This is a genomic window from Deinococcus koreensis, from assembly GCF_002901445.1.
GTDB lineage: Bacteria > Deinococcota > Deinococci > Deinococcales > Deinococcaceae > Deinococcus > Deinococcus koreensis.
Window position 1 is genome coordinate 257,269 of record NZ_PPPD01000002.1, and the last position, 19,125, is coordinate 276,393.

Below are 19,125 nucleotides of genomic sequence, written 5' to 3' on the forward strand. Positions count from 1 at the left end.
GGGGGTTCCCAGGGTGATGAACACTCTGAGCGGCGGGGCGACTGCGCGCGGTCTCACCCTGGGCCAGGGGGGGGAGCGGCGGCCGCCGAGCCTCACGAGTCCCCCGCCAGGGCCGGACGCTGCCGCTCCAGTCGCCGTTTCCAGCCCACCAGCGCCGCCGCCAGCACCAGCAGCGTCAAGTCACACAGCAGGCTGGACCACACCGCGCCCTGGACGCCGAAGCGGGGAATCAGGTACAGATTGCTCAGCACGTTCAGCCCGGCGACCCCGAACTGCAGCGCCGAGCGCTCCGTCTGATAGCCCGAGCTCGTCAGGGTGTCAGAGAAGAAGTAGTGCAGGGGCCGCAGGATCAGCAGCGGCGCCAGCCACTGGGCCACCGCCACCGAGGGCCGGAAGTCCTCCCCGAAGACCAGCGGGATGGCCGGCGCCGCGACCACCACGGCGCCGGCCGCCAGGATCCCGAAGCCCAGCGCCCTGGGGATCAGCCGCAGCGCGAAGGCCAGCGCGCGGGCGATCCCCTCCTGACCCACCCGAAAAAAGCGCGCGTAGGCGGCATAGATCAGGGAACGGACGGGAGTGAACATGGCGTCGATCACCCGGTAGCCGGCCGCGTAGACGCCGGCGGCCTCGGTGCTCACCAGCCGCGCCAGCATGGTCTTGTCGACATCGTTGTAGATGCTCTGGGCGCTCAGGCTCAGGGCGAACGCCCCGCCTTCGCGGAATTCCCGTAGCACCGGCGACACCTGCAGCGGCCCCCAGCCCAGTTCCCGGCGTACCCACCACAGGCCGATCCCGGCCGACAGGGCCGAGGCCGCCAGATACAGCCCCGCCCAGCTCAGGGCGCTGGGCGGCAGGCCAGACAGCCCCAGGGCGGCGGCCGCGACCAGCCGCAGCACGGCCAGCAGCAGTTGCAGCGCCGAGGTGCGGCTCAGCAGGTCATACGCCTGGAAGGCCTGGCCCGACAGGTCGAGCAGCCGCGCGAAGCCCAGATCCGAGACCGCGATCAGCACGATCAGCAGGGCCGGCAGGCCGACCGGCAGGGCAAACTGCGCGGCGCCCAGCACCAGGGCGGTCAGCAGCAGCGACGACAGACCCGTGACCAGCAGGGCCGAGCCCCAGTAGGTGGGAAACAGGGCCGGCGTCCTGGCCACGTGCTTGATGAGCAGGTTGCCACTGCCCCAGGAGGCGAAGGGCGCCAGGATACCGATCAGCGCGGTCACCGCGATGAAGGCCCCGTACTGCTCACTGCCCAGGGCGCGGGCGATCAGGGCGAAATAGAGGAACTGCACACCGGCCCTGAGGGCCTGCCCCCCGGCCATCCAGAGGGTGTTGGCCCGGAGACTCAGGCCGGGTGGGGCGATGGCCGCCGCTCCTGACTGATCACCTGGGCGCCCCTCACCTGCTCGAGCGTGAGCCGCAGCCCGTCCCGCAGGGCGACTGCCGGACGCCAGCCCAGCAGTTCCAGGGCCCGGCTGATGTCGGGCTGGCGCTGCCGGGGGTCATCCTGCGGCATCGCCTCGTGGATGATCTGCAGCGGCCGTCCGAGCACCTCCTGCACGACCCGCACCAGTTCGAGCATGGTGAATTCGTCCGGATTCCCCAGATTCACGGGTTCGTGGTACGGGGTGCCCATCAGTCTCACGATGCCCTCCACGAGGTCGTCGATGTACTGGAAGCTGCGGGTCTGGCTGCCGTCGCCGTAGACCGTGAGGGCCTCGCCGCGCAACGCCTGATGCAGGAAATTCGTGATGACCCGGCCGTCGTCGGCCCGCATCCGGGGGCCATAGGTGTTGAAGATCCGGATGATCCGGGTATCGACCCCGTGGTGGCGGTGGTAGGCCATGGTGATCGCCTCGGCGTAGCGCTTGGCCTCGTCGTAGCAGCTTCTCAGGCCGTTGGGGTTGACATGGCCCCAGTAGCTTTCGGGCTGGGGATGCACCAGGGGATCACCGTAGACCTCGCTGGTGCTCGCCAGGAAGAAGCGGGCGCCGTGCGCGCGGGCCAGCTCCAGGCTGTGCTGGGTGCCCTGGGCCCCGACCATCAGCGTGGCGATGGGGTGCTGCTGGTAGTGCGGGGGGCTGGCGGGGCTGGCGAAATGCATCACCCAGTCCAGCGGCTCCTGCTGGGCGGGAATGCCCAGGCTGACGTCGGCCTGCACGAAGCGGAAGCGGGGATGATGCTCGAAGAGGGCGGTGTTGGCGGGCTGACCGCTGAGGTAGTTGTCGACCCCGATCACCGAATGCCCCTCGTGCAGGAAGCGCTCGACGAGGTGGGAACCGACGAATCCGGCGCTGCCGGTGAGCAGGATCCTCATCAGGAGCGCTCCACATCCGCCCGGCGCCGCTCGCCGCGTGGCGCATCCCGTCCGACCTGCTCCACCTGAGCATTGATGGGCCGGCGGATGATATTGCGGGCGTCGATGACCAGCGGCCGGCGGGTGGTGGCCAGCAGGGTGTTCCAGTCGAGGTTGATGTATTCGTCCCACTCGGTCGCCAGGATGATCGCGTCCGCGCGCTCGAAGGCTTCCTCGACCGTGGCCGCCGGAGTGTAGCTGAGATGGCTCCACTCACGGGCCGCGCGGTTCATGGCAATCGGGTCGTGGGCGGTCACGCTGGCACCCAGGCGGTTCAGCTGGACGATCAGGTCGTGGGTGGGTGCGTCGCGCAGGTCGTCGGTGTTGGGCTTGAAAGCCATCCCCAGGATCGAGACGCGTTTGCCCTTGACGGTCTTGAGGTGTCTCAGCAACTTGTCGATGACCACCCGGCGCTGGCGGTAGTTGACGTCGATGGCCGCCTGCAGGATCGGCATGTCGTACTGGTGCTCCCGCCCGGCGCTGATCAGCCCCTGGGTGTCCTTGCCGAAGCAGCTCCCGCCCCAGCCCAGGCCGGCCTGCAGGAAGCGCTGCCCGATCCGCTGATCCATGCCGATCCCGGCCGCGACCTCTTCAATGTCGGCGCCGACCCGCTCGCACAGTCCGGAAATCTCGTTGGCGAAGCTGATCTTCAGGGCCAGGAAAGCGTTGGCGGCGTATTTGATCATCTCGGCGCTCTGCAGCGAAGTCTTGACCACGGCCGGACGGGTGAACCACTCGGGGCGCGGCGCGACGGTCGGCGCCGTGAAAGACTGGTCTATCAGGGGGGCGTACAGCTGCGTCATCAGATCCAGGGCCTGCGGCTGTCCACCCAGGACGATCCGGTCGGGATAGAGGCTGTCGCCCAGCGCGGTGCCCTCGCGCAGGAACTCGGGATTGCTGACCACGAAATGCCGGCTGGGGTCGAAGGACGGCGTGTGATCCTCCAGCAGCCGCTGAACGTAGTCGCCCGTGCCGATGGGAACGGTGCTCTTGTTCACGATGATCTGCGAGTGGCTGTTGAGGTGACGCGCGATGCTGGCGGCCGCACTGACGACGTATTGCAGATCAGGGGTGCCGTCCAGGCCCGGCGGCGTTCCCACGCAGATGAAGATGACGTCGGCGTCGCGCACGGCGCTGTAGTCGGTCGTCCAGGTCAGGCGCTCGACCTGGCTCGCCAGCAGATCGTCCAGGCCCGGTTCATGGATAGGGACGTGGCCCTGGCGCAACATCGCAATTTTTTCCTCGTCGATATCGATTCCGGTCACCGTGTGCCCGATGTGGGCCAGCAGACCGGCCGTGCCGAGCCCGACGTAGCCTCTGCCGATGACGGCGACATTCGCTGGATGATTCAAGTGCATGTAGATCTCCGTTTCCTTGCGGGGGTGAGCAGGGAAGGCCCCTGATGACGACGCTGACGCTGCGGGGTCTGACGTCGAAGTCACCTGTACCGCCTCGTCTTCACCACGATCATCTCATGACATGGTCGGTCCGCTTTAACCTTCACTCCATGTAAAGGAGCGGTGACCCTGCCTGGAGATGATCGGTGGCTGTGCTAGCGGGAGATCTCGATGCCCGAGATCGACGGATAATCCACGCTGGCGGCGAAGGCCAGATTGAGCTTCCCGTTGGTCACCTGGACGCTCGGCACTGGGAGCACCAGGGCGGTGTTGGCGCCACCGGCCTGGGCCACGATGTCGAGATTGCTGATTTTCACCTGGCCGTTTACCAGGACATCGAAGACCCGCTTGCCGGCCGTCGTCCAGTTCAGCTCGGCAAAGTGCAGTTTGAGCTGGTAGGTGCCGTTTTCCAGTGGGATGTTGTAGGTCAGGGTGCGCGGGGTCACGCCGCCGACATTGCCACGGTAGGTGCGGTACAGCTGGTCGTTGTCGGTGCCCAGGATCTCCACGCTGGTCGCCGTGGCAGGCTCATTCACTGCAGTATTCGGCGTAAAGGACGCCACGTTGTTCCTGTCGCGGTCGGATGTCCACACGTTGCCGGCTGGATCGGTGTAGCTGGCCCCCGCCCCGACCCCGGTGTCGATCAGAAAGGGCGCCGGCTGGACATTGCTGATCAGGTAGACGTTGTCGTTGTAGTCGTAGTTGATCCCCGAGTAATCCATGATCAGCAGATAGGTGTTCGGCATCACCTGGCCAGCAGGATTCTTGGCCTTGTAGAACCTCAGATGATGACCGCAGGGATCGACGCAGCCGTTTCTCCGGTCGGCCGTCTGACTGTTGCGCGTGTCGTCGCTCCATTCGCTGTTGTCGATACGGAAGCCGAAAGTCGCCGCCGTAGGTGTGAAGTTGGCCTGTGCCAGAACCGAGCCGTCGTCCTTGCGGGGCAGAATCGACTGGGCGCTGGTCGGTGCGTGCTTCAGCACTTGCAGGGCAGCCGAATCCGCCTTGGAGTGCCAATACAGGGTGGCAGTGGAATTCTGCGTGTGGTAAGCGGCCAGTTGCCAGACATTCACGGGCTGCGACGTATTGGCACGCTGCCAGAAGGGCGAGAGCATCTCGTCCCCCTGAGCCATGACGCTGCCCTTCTGGTTGATGCTCTGGCCGCCCGTGGAGAACGCTGTGGTGAAGCCCAGCGTTTCGCGAACCAGCTGATCCAGGTTGGGTTCCTGATTGTTTTCGTAGACCGGCTGCCAGGCACCGGCCAGCTGGATGGTGGTCGAGGGAGTCTGTGGATCGTTGCTCTGCACCACCAACGTTCCTCGCTGGACGGGCAGGTTATCGCCGACGAACCGAACCTTCACATCGCTGCTGGCGCCGGGCGCAACCGTGAACGCCGGGGGGCCAGACAGGAGTGTGAAGGTGCCCGTAATCTGCAGGTTCACGTTCAGCGGGTCGACCCCCGTGTTGCTGATCCGCAGGGTCGAGACATTGTGTTCCGTGGTCGAGGGAGTAGCGGGCACACCGGTGCCGACCTTGCTGAAGGAGAGCCAGTTCTGGAACGGGCCACCGTCGAGGTTCGTGAGGACGATGTTCGGCTGAGCCACCACGACAGGGCTGACCGTGACCTGGGAAGAATCTGACTTGGTGGAGTCCAGGGTAGACGTCGCTGTGATGGTCGCCTGTCCTGCTGCGACACCTGTCACCGTGCCGTCCTCGGCCACGCTGGCAATCCCTGGATTACTAGACTTCCACGCCACTCCGCCAAACTCCCCGGTGCCGGTCACCTTGGCTGTGAAGAGCTGAGTTTTCCCCACATTGATCGCAGCTGTGGTGGGTGTTACCTCGATTTTGGAGACGGTTGCACCGACCACCACGCTGATCTTGCTGGAGTCCGTCTTACTCGGATCACTGACTGATTTTGCCGTGATGGTTGCCGCTCCTACTTTCAGAGCTTTGACTATTCCATCCGGTGTCACGGTAGCAGTCTGTGGGTCGTTGGTACTCCAGACTACACTCTGGTCGAAGCTTCCAGCCCCCTCGACTTTAGCTTCTAGTTTCTGTGTGCCATTTGGTAACAAAGTAACTGTTGGAGGCGTGACGGTAATCTTCGTTACAGCCGCCGGCACACTGCTCCGGTCACATGCCAGCAGACTCAGAGCCGTCACCGTCGCCATCGCACTATTTCTCAGTATTCTTCCAGTTGATTGCATGACATACTCCCTTGCTGAACATTGCTTATCGCACCGGTTCCGCGCGCCCTGAGGACGTCGGCGCTTTTCGTCTGTGCAGACCAGATATTCACTTTAGGGGAGCATCGGCCGCGCAGCGTAACAACTTCGTTGCACGGCGCCTGAAGGTCTGTCCACGTAGTGCTCATGTAACCGACCCAGCCTTCAGGCCCATCTCAGCGAGAGCTATGCGACGGGACACCAAGAGGTCGGCGGCCCTGTGCTGGGGCCGCCGACCTCTTATGGTGGTGTGCTTATGGAGCGCCTTCGTTCAGTGCCGGCCTGGTGTGTGGGCGTGTTCCCCGATCAACGGGCTCCAATTTCCAGGCCGTTCGTCGCCACGCTGGTTTCCCAGGCTGCTACGGCGTTGGTCAGCAGGGCGGGATCAACAGCCGCATTGGCCTTCTGGACATTCGTGTTCGAGAGGCCGACGCCGCCCGTCGAGCTGATCGAGTAGTCCCAGCGGGAGTTGGCATTCGTGGGCTTGGGGCGTCCCCAGCCGACAAGGTTGCCTGAAGCCACGACGCTGGAGATGATATGGGCCGGGTCGTTCGAGTAGTCCCTCAGGTAGATACCGGCGTCGGGGTCGGCGTCCAGAATGGTGCCGTCTGCGAGTTTGCCCGTTCCCAGCACCAGATTGTTCTTGATGTTGATGTAGTTGCCACTGGCCGCGGCGATACCGTAGTTGCTGGTTTCCAGTACGGTGTTGTTCGAAGCTTCCTGGTAAGCGCCTCCACCGTCACCCAACATGATGCCGCCACCGGAGTAACTGCTGTTGGGGATTCCTGCGTACGCCCCAGCAATCAGGTTGTTGGAAACCCGGATCGGGCTGGCAGGAGTGCCGGTCGAGCCGTAGATATTGATCACATCTTCCACGTGACTCTTACGCGCCACGTTCTCGACCCGGTTCCAGGCGATTTCGACGCGGGGGATGTTGCTCATGCCGTTGAGCTGAGTGAACTGCACGCGGTAGAAGGTGGACTGGAAGCCGTCGTTCCCGTCGCTAAAACGCCCTTCGATGTTTCTGCCCAGGTTTTGGCGTACGGTGATCGTCGTCGGAAGGGTAGCGTCACCGACCCACTTGTTCAGGTAGATCCCGCTGGTGCCCTCGAAGGTATTGCGCTCAATCACCATGGACTCGAAACCCTCTGCATGAACGAAGCGTCCGGGGATCCGGGTCGTATCGTTCGGGTTCAGCCCGATGCCCTTACAGCCACGCACGGTCAGATTGGCGCGGCTCCACGGAGCCAGGATCAGGGTTCCCTTACTCCGCAGCAGGCAGTTTTCGATGATGACCGGCTCGGAGGTCATGATCTTGACCGCTGCGACTGCTGGATCGAGGCTCTCCCAGGCGCCGGTGTACGTCCCACCCTTGGTGATCGTCAGAGGAGCAGCGTACGGTGAGGTGCTGACCACAGGAGCAGGGGCAGGGGCAGGGGCAGGGGCAGGGGCAGGGGCAGGGGCAGGGGCAGGGGCAGGGGCAGGGGCAGGGGCAGGGGCAGGGGCAGGGGCAGGGGCAGGGGCAGGGGCAGGAGGAGTAACAAGCAGTTCGCACACCTTGGCGACGCCGACCAGGGGATCAGCACCGAAAAAACCGTTCGTGCACTCGCCAGCGTTCGTGACAGACTTGGCGATCCAGCTGGCGCCACCGCCGTAGCGCACGGTCTGCGTTCCCGACACAGTAAAGGACTTGGACTCGTTCGCCAGGAAAGTGTACGTCCCTGTGGGAGCCGGCACGACCCCTGAGGTCACGGGCGGGGCGGTCGTTTCACACCCCAGCAGGTAGGGGTTCGCCCAGTCGGCGTGGTCGTACCCATTGTTGTCTCCGGCGTCGGTGACGGCCAGACGCAGGTCTTTGCGACCCGCAATATCGATCTTGATCGTTTTGGTGGCCGTGGCTCCGGTCATGATGCCGCTGTCGTACAGCTTGACTCCGTCTCCGAAAACCTGGAACACCACGCTGCCGCGTGAACCGACTTCGTCGTCCAGCCCAATATCGGAAGTCAGGTAACGGCATTTACCGCCCACAGCAAACGTCATCTGCGAGCCGGCATGAACCCCGTAGCCGCGGCTGTAGGTCTTGGTATTCAGGGTGATCACGCGGCCGTCACTGGTGCCCGCCTCGCCGTTGCTCTTGTTGATCTCCACGGGGCCGTACCCATTGACTGCAGACGACCAGATTTTGCCGGTCAGCGCGTTATCGCCGGTGGCGATCGCCAGGGCCAGCTCCTTCAGTGGAAAGTCGGTCGTGATGTCCGCCGCCGTGGGCATGCCCAGGCCAGGCGTACCGCCAGCATCCGCATTTCCGCCGGGGGTTGGGGGAGTCGACGTTGAACAGGCGGCCAGGGCGAGAGCCAGGGTGCAGGCGAACAGGGTGCGGGCGGGGGCTGAGCGGTGGTGCCGGTTGGTCAGATTCATAGTGTCCCTACTTTCGGCAACCCGGCTGACTCCAGAGGAGTTCCGTGGCTTTGCGTCGCCTCCTCGCGGAGGTTTTGCCTGTGTCGGTTTAGGTTTCGTCAGTCGCTAGCGGCGGGTCTTGCTGACGTCGTTCATCTTGCCGGAGGGCGCTGCACATTTCCGTTACATAAAGGTCAGGCACATTGACCCTTCATAAATCCCTGCCTGGCCCTCTGTCCCAGGGTTGGGGTGCGTCCCACACGGCGTCTGCCTTGCGTCACCCTTAAATGAACTTCCGGATCCGTCCTGCTCCGCGTCGTCAGAGTTCTGTAAGGGCGCAGGGGTGGCCCCACCAGTGGCCTGGTGTATGGGTCAGAGCCGCCGGCGACCTCGGGATCCAATGGGCGGCTGCACAGACTTATGGAGGGATCGGCCTGGGCTGGCGGAACAGCAAAGTGCGCCCTGCTCGCAGATTTTTTAACTCCATGTCGGAGGGACGGCTCAATGAAGCCGTCGGGGCCCTGGCGACGTTGTTCAACCGAGATCGCCAGTGCGCGCTACTGGCACTTCTCCTGGCTTCTCAGCCTCACTCACTGTGGGCCAGGGCTCGAAGCTCCTTTAGCACGTGCGGTGGCTGGGTGAGGATAAATGTCACCGCGAACGGCATACCCAGGCAGTCACATTATGGAAATATTAAGATCGCCCCAAGACCTGAATGGGATAGTGCAACAGGTTCCCGACTGGCGGGGGTGTGAGGGTCACCATGTTTTGCTCAATGTAAAACTTTACATTGATGCATCTAGTTGGAGAATGATTTTCTGCCAGTCGTCATATGATAGGAGAGTTGTGTCTACAGTAAAGAGTGTCGAAGTAGTGATGGCCACGTATAATGGTGAAAATTTTCTGCGAAAGCAGTTGGATAGTCTGTTGTCGCAGACTATCAGTGAGTTTAAGTTACTAATTAATGACGATCATTCTCAAGATAGTACACCTGAAATTCTCGAAGAATATCGCACGAAGTTTGATAGTATTGAGATATACAGTGTAAAATGTGGAAGTGCCAGAAACAATTTCGCTTTCCTTATGACGAAGTGCACGGGCGATTATGTATTTTTCGCCGATCAGGACGATATCTGGCTGCCTGATAAACTCAAAAGACTGCTCGATACTATGTATGAGGCTGAAAAGTCTTATGGCTCTGATTGCCCAATTCTTCTCCACTCGGATGCCTGCCTGATCAATGATTCTGACGGGTTGATTGATCCATCCATGTGGAAATATCAGTACATTGTCCCTGAGTCTGGCGAGCAGTTCGGGAGAATACTCACCCAGAATATTGTGACAGGCTGCACAATGCTTGCCAACAAAACCCTTATTAAAATGGCGAACCCAATGCCTGAAAAAGCCCTCATTCATGATTGGTGGCTGGCTATTGTGGCATGCGCTTTTGGCAAATTAATACCCATCCACGAACCGACTATAATGTATCGTCAGCATACATCTAACCAACTGGGAGCTGTCAAATTCAATAGGCGTCTTATTCTGCAAAAAGTAAGGCGCGAGAGAGAGCAGATGGCTCGTCGTAAATTAGATGCAGCCCGACAAGCACGGGCATTCAGTGAGGTTTACAAGGGGACGAATCAGTCCGAGAAGGCCTTAATTTTTTCTAAGATGCCTATGATGCAATACCCGCAACGGATATTAACCATCTTCAGACACGGATTTTACAAAATTGGCCTGGCTAGAAATTTAGGCTGGATCTTTCTACGGGAAACCTAAATTCTCCTAGAACTGGGAAAGTATGGCCGTATCCGACCCTGTTTTGATCTGCTGACATTGCTTCAGATCGGCGTTCACTGTTGTCCGAAGCTTCGGGCCGGCGCCTATCTCCCACTGCGCTGAAACACTGTGTTAACGGATATACCGACAGTTTTAGGTAGCATGTTTCTTAAATGCCGCGCGTGACCTTTGACCAACCTCGCGAAGGATCCAGAATTGGTGAGCCCACAACCATCAACAGCGACACTCTCCAGAGCATATATGATGAGAGAAACTCAGCCGGCCCTCAGCATTCCAGACGCCGTAAGGATATGAAGGCGTGCCTGGAGAGAAACACGCAGATTCCTCTCCTGGCGGCCCCGGCCGCCTCAGAAAATGAGATCGAGGACTGGTCAGTGCCTGGAAACGAGTCACCTATGGGCGCCAGCGTGGACGGTGCCGGTGCGAGTCACGGCGGCGCCGGCCAGCGAACAGCACGGGACGCGGCGGGGGCCGGCATCGCGCTGGTCGTGGTTTACTGAGCGGAGGTGAATCCAGGCTTCATCGTTGCGCCCAGACGTTAGACATTGCAGCAACCCTTCGCGTGGTCGTCAAGGAGTCGTCATCTGGAACGAGATTTGTGACGACTGCTCTCCAGTGTGTTCGGATGCCGCGTTCCTACCACCTGCGCTCGGTTCCGTGCCGATCGCAATTGGCGTCTGCAGAGGCTGCGGGGCGAGCACTAGCCGGCCGAGTTCGCTGAGCGACGTGTCAGGCGGGACAGACTCGCTTTAGCCATCCGCTGAAGCTCATTGGGGGGGCCCAGGATCACAACACCGCCGAGCATCAGACCACCAAGAATCACCTCGGTGATGAAGAGTGCAGGCAATGGGAGGATGGCCCGCAATGGGATCACTATAGCTGCAGTCAGAAGGGCCGCTCCTAACCCGCAGGCTCCACCCAGGAGGTAAGAGAAGGCTATGTCGCGCCCGCCTCCCTGAATGATGCGGCGTGCCAGAATAGCGAAGGCCGCGCTTCTGAACACTGACCAGATGACGAGTACGACTGCGAACGCCTCAACTCCCATACCCAGTTGATGGGTCGACCAGAACGCAATCAGAAGCGTAATAAAATAGGTTGACTGTATCACTATTTTGCTCTTCAGATGTGCCGTGGCCTCAGCCAGAACACCCGAGAGATTGGTGAGAACCGAGAAGGGGATAAAGAAGGCGAAGATCTGCATCAGCACGATGGAGTCGAGGAATGTTGGCCCAAGCATGACACGGACGATTTCCGGAGCATCGACTACGATACATCCGGCCGCCGTGAAGATGATCAGCGACAATGCCCGGAGTCCTGAGAGATACGCGCGTTTAAGCCGTTCTGGCTCGCCCTGAACCGCACTAAATGACGGCGCGAGGACACGTGAGAGGCTCATGGCAAACCCCATTGCAGGTTGGGCAATGGTACTGAATGTTCTGGAATAAAGCCCCAGCGCTGCGGGATTGTAGAGCTTGGCAATCAAAAAGGTGTCCAGGCTGCCACTGATGAACTCGAGGAAGGTAACGACGGTCGCACGCGTGCCAAACAGGTAAAGATCCTTATAGGCAGACCATCTGAATACGGGTCGCAATGTGTGCCGTGTGGCAGCGTACAGGATTATAAGTTGTATAAGACCCTGCGATAACGCACTGATGACCAGACTGTAGGTCCCATACCCAAGATAGGCCGACCCGAGTCCCAGAATTCCATGGCCGAGAATATACATGCTCAACTCTGAGATCACCAATGGTCGGAACTTCAGGGCACGCCGCAGCAGACTATGAGACACGACGATGCCACTATTGATGACAAACACCCATGAATATGCCCGAAAAATAGGGACGAGATCTGGGTTGTTGAAATAGGTGCCCGCGTAGGGGGCGCTGATCCACGCCAGTGCGGTAGCCAGTACACCCAATAAGATGGACGAAGTGAAACCGGCTCGAACGTCATCGTCCGTCAATTTTGCTTTCTGTACGATGGCCTGACCAACCCCAAGATTGGCGATGAACTGTCCAAAACTTTGAAGCAGTGTTGCTGTATACCAGACGCCGAACTGTTCTTTGGTCAGAAGGCGCGAGAGGATAGCAGCGAAGAGCAATTGCAATGCTAATCCGCTGAACATGGAGAAATAGCTCCACTTAATAGCGGTTACGGTTCGGGATTTGAGATCACTCACGAATATCCTGGGTTTCCACAGCTGAACGACGTGCGTGGTCATGGGTGCGAGATCGTCGACGATCTATCAGGTGCTCATACAGCTTCAGATATGAGTCGGCCTGATGACCATACGTATACGTGTTCATGACGTGTTCCCTCACAGCTGTCGCCATCGCCTCTGGATGGGAATGATCGAGCACATACTCCAGCCCAGCTGCCAGATCCGCGATATCGAGCGGTGCTGCATGATAGCCGTGCTGCAGATGTTGGACGATCTCAGCTGTTCCTGTGTCCCGTAGGCAGACCACTGGGGTGCCGCAGGCCAGTGACTCCATGGCCACCTTGCCGAACGCCTCCTCGATGGAAGGCATCACCGTCACGGTCGCTGCCGAATAGAGTCGGCTCATCGTCAGGTCATCACTGATGAGGCCCAGAAACCTGGCCTTGATGGGCAGCGAAGGGAGTTCAGAATATAAGGCCCCGGCCACCAGGAGTTCGATGTGCTCGGCGTCAGGCCGGGCCGCCAGGAGGCCGAGCGCTGCTTTTAACTGAGCGAAGCCTTTCCGCTTGTCCTCCAGCGGATTCATGGCGCTGAACAGGATGTATCTCCGGTCTTGGGGTAAGCCCAGCGTGGCCTGTACCTGGGCGCGCTGCTGCGGCTGAAACGTGTCCGTGTCCAGAGCGTTGGGGATGACCAGGGTTTCGTAGCCACCCAGCAGGGAGCTCCTCTTCGCCTCACGGGCCAGCCATCCGCTGAGGGCCACCAGGGTCAGTTCCGTGTCGCGCCAGGCCCGCCGTTTCCGTGTCCAGAGCCAGCGCGAAGGATCGTGCTCTCGGGTCGAGCGGAGCTGCGGGCAATGGCCACACTCCACGGTGAAACCCTCACATCCCCGGGCGTAGTGGCAGCCGCCTGTCATGGGCCAGAGGTCGCGCAGTGTCCAGACGACCGGGGCGCGAATCTGCCGAATATTCTCCGGAGTCATGAAGCCCCCATTGATCCAGTGCAGGTTGACGATATCGGGGTTCAGTTGATTGACCTCGCGGTGTACGGTGCGGGGAAGGGCGGCCAACGAGAAATCGGTTGGGGCCGCAGGATACGGTCTCAGCAGCGCGCGGTCTGTTCGTCTGGCGACGCCATCAAGACGACTCGAACGGTGAACCCTCACGCTGTCGTCCTGTGTCGATTTATGTTGAACCAGCATCTGAGAATTGGCGCGTGTCGCCAGAGCCCGGTGAAGCCAGTAGGCCCCACGCGCCGCCCCGCCAGCACTGTCGGACGTGTTGAGGTGAAGGATGTGCATCACCGGAGGTTTCGGCAACACAGGGCCGCCCCCGGACGAACAGCGACGCGGCGCTCAGTCATGCCTGAATTCTAGAATGGGCGCCGTAACCGGAATGCAAACCCCCTGCCGACGAAGAAGCTCCTGACTTTCGGCAGTGGCCTGCTTCTCCAGATGCGGTGACCTATGAAGCCTGTTCACGCCCGGACCGCTTTCCACTTTAACGGCGAGGTAACGCCCACAGGCCCACACTGCACACGAATGAGCATGCGACTTCCTCTGGACGCCAAAATTTATGTGGCCGGGCACGACTGCCCTCTGGGCCAGATGCTCTGTCGCAAGCTGCACACTTCCGGCTACCAGCAGGTCATCACCCGAACAGGGCAGGAGCTCAATTTACGCAGTCAATTGGACGTGAATCTGTTCTTCGAGCAGGAGCTCCCTGACTACGTTTTTGTGGTTACCGAAGAGACGGCGGAGCAGGTCGACCAACTGACCCATCCGGCTGAGCACCTGTACAGCCGGCTGCTGGGACTCTCCAATGTCATTCACGCTTCTTACGTCTATGAAGTGAGGAAACTGCTGAACATCGCCTGCTTTTCGGGCGACCAGGGAGCCGACGGCGCGTGGAACCTCACTGCCGAGTCACTCTCCAGCGGAGAAAGTCTGCCTGCAGGCGCCCTGCTGCAACTCGTGGCCCTGGGGCTGTGTGACCGATACCGTCAGCAGTACAGCTGCGATTTCATCTCGGCGCAGTTTTTTCTGGAATCGGGAGATGTCGCTGTGGCACGCGAACCGGCAGCGCCCGGGATCATGATTCAGTCCACAGACTCGTCGTCTGGAGGTGGGGTTTACCGCGCTTTCGCCGAATCTGGCGACCAGCTGTACTCGCTCAACCCCACCGACGCCTGCCTGTTCTTGATGGAACATTTCTCCTCCGCCGGCGCTATCTCGATCAGATCCAGGGCGGACGAGTATGCCTCTCCCTGAGGTCATGGACTGCAGGGATGTGGTGACAGTCCTGTGTTTGGCTCTCCCCTCAATGGCCGTCCAGGGTGACCCCTCGTCGGCCACCAGTGGCCAGGTGCGGATGCTCGCCGGTGGCTTATCCATTACGCTGAACAGGCCGTGACGAAGTCCATGCCCGAACGTTCTGATCCTCCACAGGTTTCTGTGATCATTCCGACCCGTGGTCGGGCCGAGCTGTTGCTCCAGCGTGCCCTGAAGAGTGCCCTTCACCAGACGCTCCGGGAGATCGAGATCATCATCGTGGTCGATGGCCCAGACCCGGCCACATACGCTGCAGTGCAGAGTGTCGGGGATATCCGGGTACGTCTCATCGAACTGGCGGAGCGGGTCGGTGGGGGAGAGGCCAGGAACATCGGTGTCAGGGCTGCGCGTGCCGAGTGGATAGCGCTGCTCGACGACGACGACGAATGGCTCCCCCACAAGCTGTCGGAGCAGCTGGAGGTCGCCCGCCGCGCCCCTGGTCGGCCGATCGTCGCCTGCCCCTGGATCGAACGGACTCCACGGGGCGACGAACTCAACCCTGTCCGGCCTCAGGAGCAGGGGGAAGCGCTCGGTGATTACCTGCTGGCCCGCCGGACTCCTGGCGAAAAGCCCTGCGGCCTCGTCAGCAGCTTGCTGATGGTTCCCCGCGACCTGCTGCTCGACGTGCCGTTTGTGCCCGGGCTCCTCAAGCATCAGGATTGGGACTGGCTTCTGCGGGCCGCGGGCCGCCAGGGGGTTCACCTCGCCTTCAGCCCTACGGTGGCGGCAGTCTGGTACTACGAGGAACCCCGGCCTTCTGTCAGCCGTCAGCTGAACTGGCGCTTCTCCTTCGACTGGGCTCTGGGACACCTGCAGCGTGGGACGATGTCGCCCCGAGCCTTCGTGGGCTTCCTCAATTCTCACGTGTCGGCGGCGGCCCAGCTGACCCACAACCTAGGAGCCGTCGTTCCTCTCTCGGCGGCATTCTTCCGGGCCAGGCCACGACGGTTCGAAGTGATCCGGTTCGTCCTGGGCTGGTTGATTCCACTGGAGACCCGCCGCACGCTCAGTTCGCTCCTGCGGCGGTTCAGGCCCGGCCGTCCTGAGAGACACCCTCAGAAGAATGCGGAGCAGCGTCCCGAGAGGACTTCGTACAGGATCGCCCTGATCGATCCACTCGACACGGGGCATCATGGCAGCTATGCGCTGATGCTGGCTCAGGGGCTGGTGGGGGCCGGGCACTCCGTGCACCTGATCGGCTCCGAGGCCCTGGTCACGACCGTGTGTGCACGCGTGCCCAAAGTGCGTGGCAGCGTCCTGCCGCTCTTCCCTGAAGGAATGGCCCAGTATTATCAGCTTTCGCGGCTTGGCCGTGAGACAGCCAACATCCGGTTCTTCCGTGAGGCCCTGCGGCTGGCGAAGGCCGAGAGGGCCGATGTCATACACCTCCTCTATCTGGACAGCTTCACCCAGTCGTGGCTCCTGGCACTCCTGCTGTCCCAGCACATGTTGAGTTCAGTCAGGGTGCGTGCCACCCTGCACTGGCTCTATTTCCTGAGGCGGTACAAGGCTGAAGGTGGATCGCCCCAGAGCGAGGCGGCGCATCTGCTGATCGTGCGCGCGCTCGGGATGCTCCGCGTCCGTATTCTCGTCCACTCCAGGGGCCTCGCCGGACAGTTGACGGACAAAGCCCCGCACCTGCGAGTCGACACTGTTCCCTATTTTGCCGAGTCGGGTACCTATTCCGCCGCGGCGCGAGTGACTCTGCGCGACAGCGTCCGCCACCGCTTCAGCATCCCAGAAGGCGCCTCGGCCCTGCTCGCGTTTGGGGGAACCCGCCAGGACAAGGGTATAGATCTGGCGATCCGGGCCCTGGCCCTGCTTCCCGACCAGTATCATCTGATGGTCGTCGGCGCTGCGCGCGCTTTCGATGCCCAGTCGTTGATCGACATGGCCGAAGACTGTGGGGTGAGTCGGCGGACACACTTTCTGCTGGAGCATGTCCCGGACGAAGACGTGGAGAGCTATTTCATCGCTGCCGACTGCGTGATCCTGCCGTACCGCCGCGTGTTCGCCGGACAGAGTGGGCCGCTGCTGATCGCTGCGGCACTGGGCATTCCGGTGGTCGCATCAGACATTGGCGTTCTGGCCGAAACCGTCAGCGAATACTGCCTGGGGTTGCTGTGCGCTCCTGAAGACGTCGTGGCGCTGGCATCCACCATTGAACGTCTACCTTCAGTCTCGCTCTCGCCGGCGACCGGGCGTTTTATGCAGGATCACTCTCCGGCCCGTTTCACGCAGGCCACCCTGGCAAGTTACGACGCCGAGGCATGAGGCCGGATTGACCTGAAAGCGTTCTCGGGTTATTCCAACCCGGCGAAAGGAGGCCGGCACTGGATCACATCCAGTGCCGGGCCTCGGAGCGAGCAGACTCTGTTTAGTTGACGCCGATCTTGATGCCTGCGCTGGACAGCTTCGACAGCCACAGGTTGTACTCGACCTGTTCGGTCGCCAGGGTTGCCGGGGCCGGCAGGCTGGAGTTGTTGTAGCAGCTGGAGGTGCAGCTGGCAAACCAGGTGTTGTTGGTGTAGCTCGAACCATCAGAGCGGTAGCGCATCCAGACGATCTGGTTGTCATGCACGGAGTTGTTGAACCAGGTGCCGCTCTTGGCCGAGCCCGCCTGATCCCAGACGTAGACCCCAACATTCTGAGCCAGAATCTTGCGTCCATCCGGCAGGAGACCGCTGGAGACGACCCGGTTGTTGTACACGTTGTGGTCGTGCCCACCGGCGATGCCGATACCCTGATTGCTGGTACTGACGATCTGGTTGTTGTACACGTCCATGTAGCCGCCAGCCGTGCTCAGTGAGGCGGGGTTCCCGTCGCCCAACATGATGCCGCCGCCACCAAAACCACTATCGGTCGCCGGATTGGCGTTGTAAGCGCCCTTGATGAAGTTGTTGTGGATCTTGAGGCGGCTGCTGGCGGTTCCCGTTGACCCGTAGAAGTTGATGTTTTCTTCGAGGCCACTCTTGCCCGGCTCGTTGATGATCTCGTTCCAGGCGATTTCGACGTTGGGAACGTCACGGACATCGTTGAACTGAGTGAACTGCACCCGTTCAAACGCGGTCTGGTATCCGCCTGCTCCGTTACTCTTGCGCCCGTCGATGTTCTTCACTTTGTTCCGAAGGATCTTGATGGTCTGACCGCCGGCACGGTTGCCCTTGAAGTTGCGGACATAGATACCGGATGTGCCTTCCATGTAGTTGTTTTCAACGACCAGATTGTAAGTGTCTTCCGAGAGGATGAACCGCCCGGTGTTCCGGCCGGCGACGTTGGGGTTCACTCCGTAGGCCCGGGTGTTGCGGACGGTCAGGTTCATGTTGAAACCCGCGATGAGGTGACTCGGGCCGCGCACATTCGCGTTCTGGATGATGACCGGCTCAGTGGTTCTGATGGAGATCGCGGGAACGTCTGGATTGGTGCTCTGATAACTTCCGGAGTACGTTCCGCCCTTGGTGATCACCAGAGGGCCCTGGTAGGTCACGTTGGGCGAAGGAGCCGGGGCCGGGGCCGGGCTGACGCCTCCACCAGACGCCGCGACCGTGCAGGAGAGCAACTTGGCATCCGCCCAGTCGGCGTGGTCGTAAGCATTGCTGTTGCCGGCATCCTGCACGACCAGCTTCAGCTCCCGGCGACCGGAGATGCTGACATTGACTGTTTTGGTGGCGCTTGAACCAGTCATCACGCCGCTGTCGTACAGCTTGGTGCCGTCAGCGTAGACCTGGAAGACCGCGGCGCCCTTGCTGCCCACCTCATCGTCAATCCCGATGTCGCTGGTGAAGGTTGAGCATTGACCGTTGACGGCAAAAGTCATCGACGAGTTGCCGTGGACACCGAATCCGTTGGAATAGGTCTTGCCGTTCAGCGTGAGGGTCTTGCCGTCTCCAGCCGCTGTTTCACCATTGCTCTTATTGCGTTCGATCGGCCCCCAGCCATTGGAAGCGGCCGTCCAGCCTTCATTGGAAAGTGTGTTGTTGCCGGGATCGATCGCCTGGGCCTGAAGCTTCCCTCCCAGCCCGTTGTCCGTCGCAGTCCAGGAGCGGTCGACGCCGTCGTAGGGCGACGCCCCTTCCGCTTGCCCACCTGTCTGGGGTACGCTCGGCGGCTGCGCGCAGGCAGCCAGCGACAGAGATACCAGGAGCAGGGCGGTGGGGCGAAGGCGGGCAGATGGAAAATGGGTCATGTATGGTTTCCTCTCGAGTTGGGCAGCACCGTTGATAGCTGTGGAACTCTCTATTAGGCGTTCCGCAGTTGTGGTGTGGGTACCCTTTCTTTAGGGCCAGAGTGGATCGAATACCGAGCAGACATATGCTTGCGTTGCCTACTTTGCAGTTCACCGGCCGTTCGGCGGGCTCAAGACGTACCTTAACGAAGCGTTATGAAAGCTTTGTGTAAACCTCGGTGTGAGATTTATTACGCTTATTTTAAGATGAGATGAAGATGGCAGTGAAACTCGC

11 protein-coding genes and 1 riboswitch are annotated in these 19,125 nt (G+C 61.0%); of the genes, 3 read left to right on the plus strand and 8 right to left on the minus strand.

The features are described 5' to 3' along the window. Positions 1–92: 92 nt before the first annotated feature. The 5 genes from CVO96_RS17640 to CVO96_RS21315 all read right to left on the minus strand — a co-directional run bounded on the left by CVO96_RS17640 (position 93) and on the right by CVO96_RS21315 (position 8,396). Complete coding sequence (locus tag CVO96_RS17640) at positions 93–1,451, minus strand: oligosaccharide flippase family protein (protein ID WP_341476191.1); 1,359 nt, start codon at positions 1,449–1,451, stop codon at positions 93–95. Then, the gene (locus tag CVO96_RS17645; protein ID WP_103313759.1) at positions 1,343–2,314 is read right to left on the minus strand and encodes a UDP-glucuronic acid decarboxylase family protein; all 972 of its coding nucleotides are present in this window, start codon (positions 2,312–2,314) and stop codon (positions 1,343–1,345) included. Before CVO96_RS17645 ends, CVO96_RS17640 begins: the two co-directional genes overlap by 109 nt. Next, a complete protein-coding gene (locus CVO96_RS17650) occupies positions 2,314–3,711 on the minus strand; it encodes a UDP-glucose dehydrogenase family protein (protein WP_103313760.1) in 1,398 nt (465 codons plus the stop codon). The genes CVO96_RS17645 and CVO96_RS17650 overlap by 1 nt, the downstream gene beginning before the upstream one ends. A gap of 194 nt (positions 3,712–3,905) precedes the next feature. Then, a complete protein-coding gene (locus CVO96_RS17655) occupies positions 3,906–5,960 on the minus strand; it encodes a malectin domain-containing carbohydrate-binding protein (RefSeq protein ID WP_103313761.1) in 2,055 nt (684 codons plus the stop codon). Between the two features lie 324 nt (positions 5,961–6,284). Beyond that, positions 6,285–8,396, minus strand: coding sequence for an NPCBM/NEW2 domain-containing protein (locus CVO96_RS21315; RefSeq protein ID WP_243398489.1), 2,112 nt, complete (start codon positions 8,394–8,396; stop codon positions 6,285–6,287). A 12-nt stretch (positions 8,397–8,408) separates the two neighbouring features. After that, positions 8,409–8,485, minus strand: a riboswitch (cyclic di-GMP riboswitch). A gap of 736 nt (positions 8,486–9,221) precedes the next feature. Here CVO96_RS21315 and CVO96_RS17670 point away from each other — a divergent pair. Further along, on the plus strand, positions 9,222–10,154 hold the full coding sequence (locus CVO96_RS17670) for a glycosyltransferase family 2 protein (protein ID WP_165795417.1): 933 nt from the start codon (positions 9,222–9,224) through the stop codon (positions 10,152–10,154). A 721-nt stretch (positions 10,155–10,875) separates the two neighbouring features. Here CVO96_RS17670 and CVO96_RS17675 read toward each other — a convergent pair. Then, positions 10,876–12,354 (minus strand): lipopolysaccharide biosynthesis protein, encoded by a 1,479-nt coding sequence (locus CVO96_RS17675; RefSeq protein ID WP_103313763.1) that lies wholly within the window; start codon positions 12,352–12,354, stop codon positions 10,876–10,878. Then, a complete protein-coding gene (locus CVO96_RS17680; RefSeq protein WP_103313764.1) occupies positions 12,347–13,636 on the minus strand; it encodes a glycosyltransferase in 1,290 nt (429 codons plus the stop codon). The genes CVO96_RS17675 and CVO96_RS17680 overlap by 8 nt, the downstream gene beginning before the upstream one ends. A 240-nt stretch (positions 13,637–13,876) precedes the next feature. Between CVO96_RS17680 and CVO96_RS17685 the strand changes: the two genes are divergently transcribed. Further along, positions 13,877–14,605: an NAD-dependent epimerase/dehydratase family protein gene (locus CVO96_RS17685; RefSeq protein WP_165795418.1), complete on the plus strand. Its 729-nt coding sequence runs from the start codon at positions 13,877–13,879 to the stop codon at positions 14,603–14,605. 138 nt (positions 14,606–14,743) lie between these two features. Beyond that, positions 14,744–16,939: a glycosyltransferase gene (locus CVO96_RS17690; RefSeq protein WP_103313766.1), complete on the plus strand. Its 2,196-nt coding sequence runs from the start codon at positions 14,744–14,746 to the stop codon at positions 16,937–16,939. Between the two features lie 103 nt (positions 16,940–17,042). Here CVO96_RS17690 and CVO96_RS17695 read toward each other — a convergent pair whose 3' ends face one another. After that, positions 17,043–18,851 (minus strand): NPCBM/NEW2 domain-containing protein, encoded by a 1,809-nt coding sequence (locus CVO96_RS17695; protein WP_103313767.1) that lies wholly within the window; start codon positions 18,849–18,851, stop codon positions 17,043–17,045. Positions 18,852–19,125: the final 274 nt, after the last annotated feature.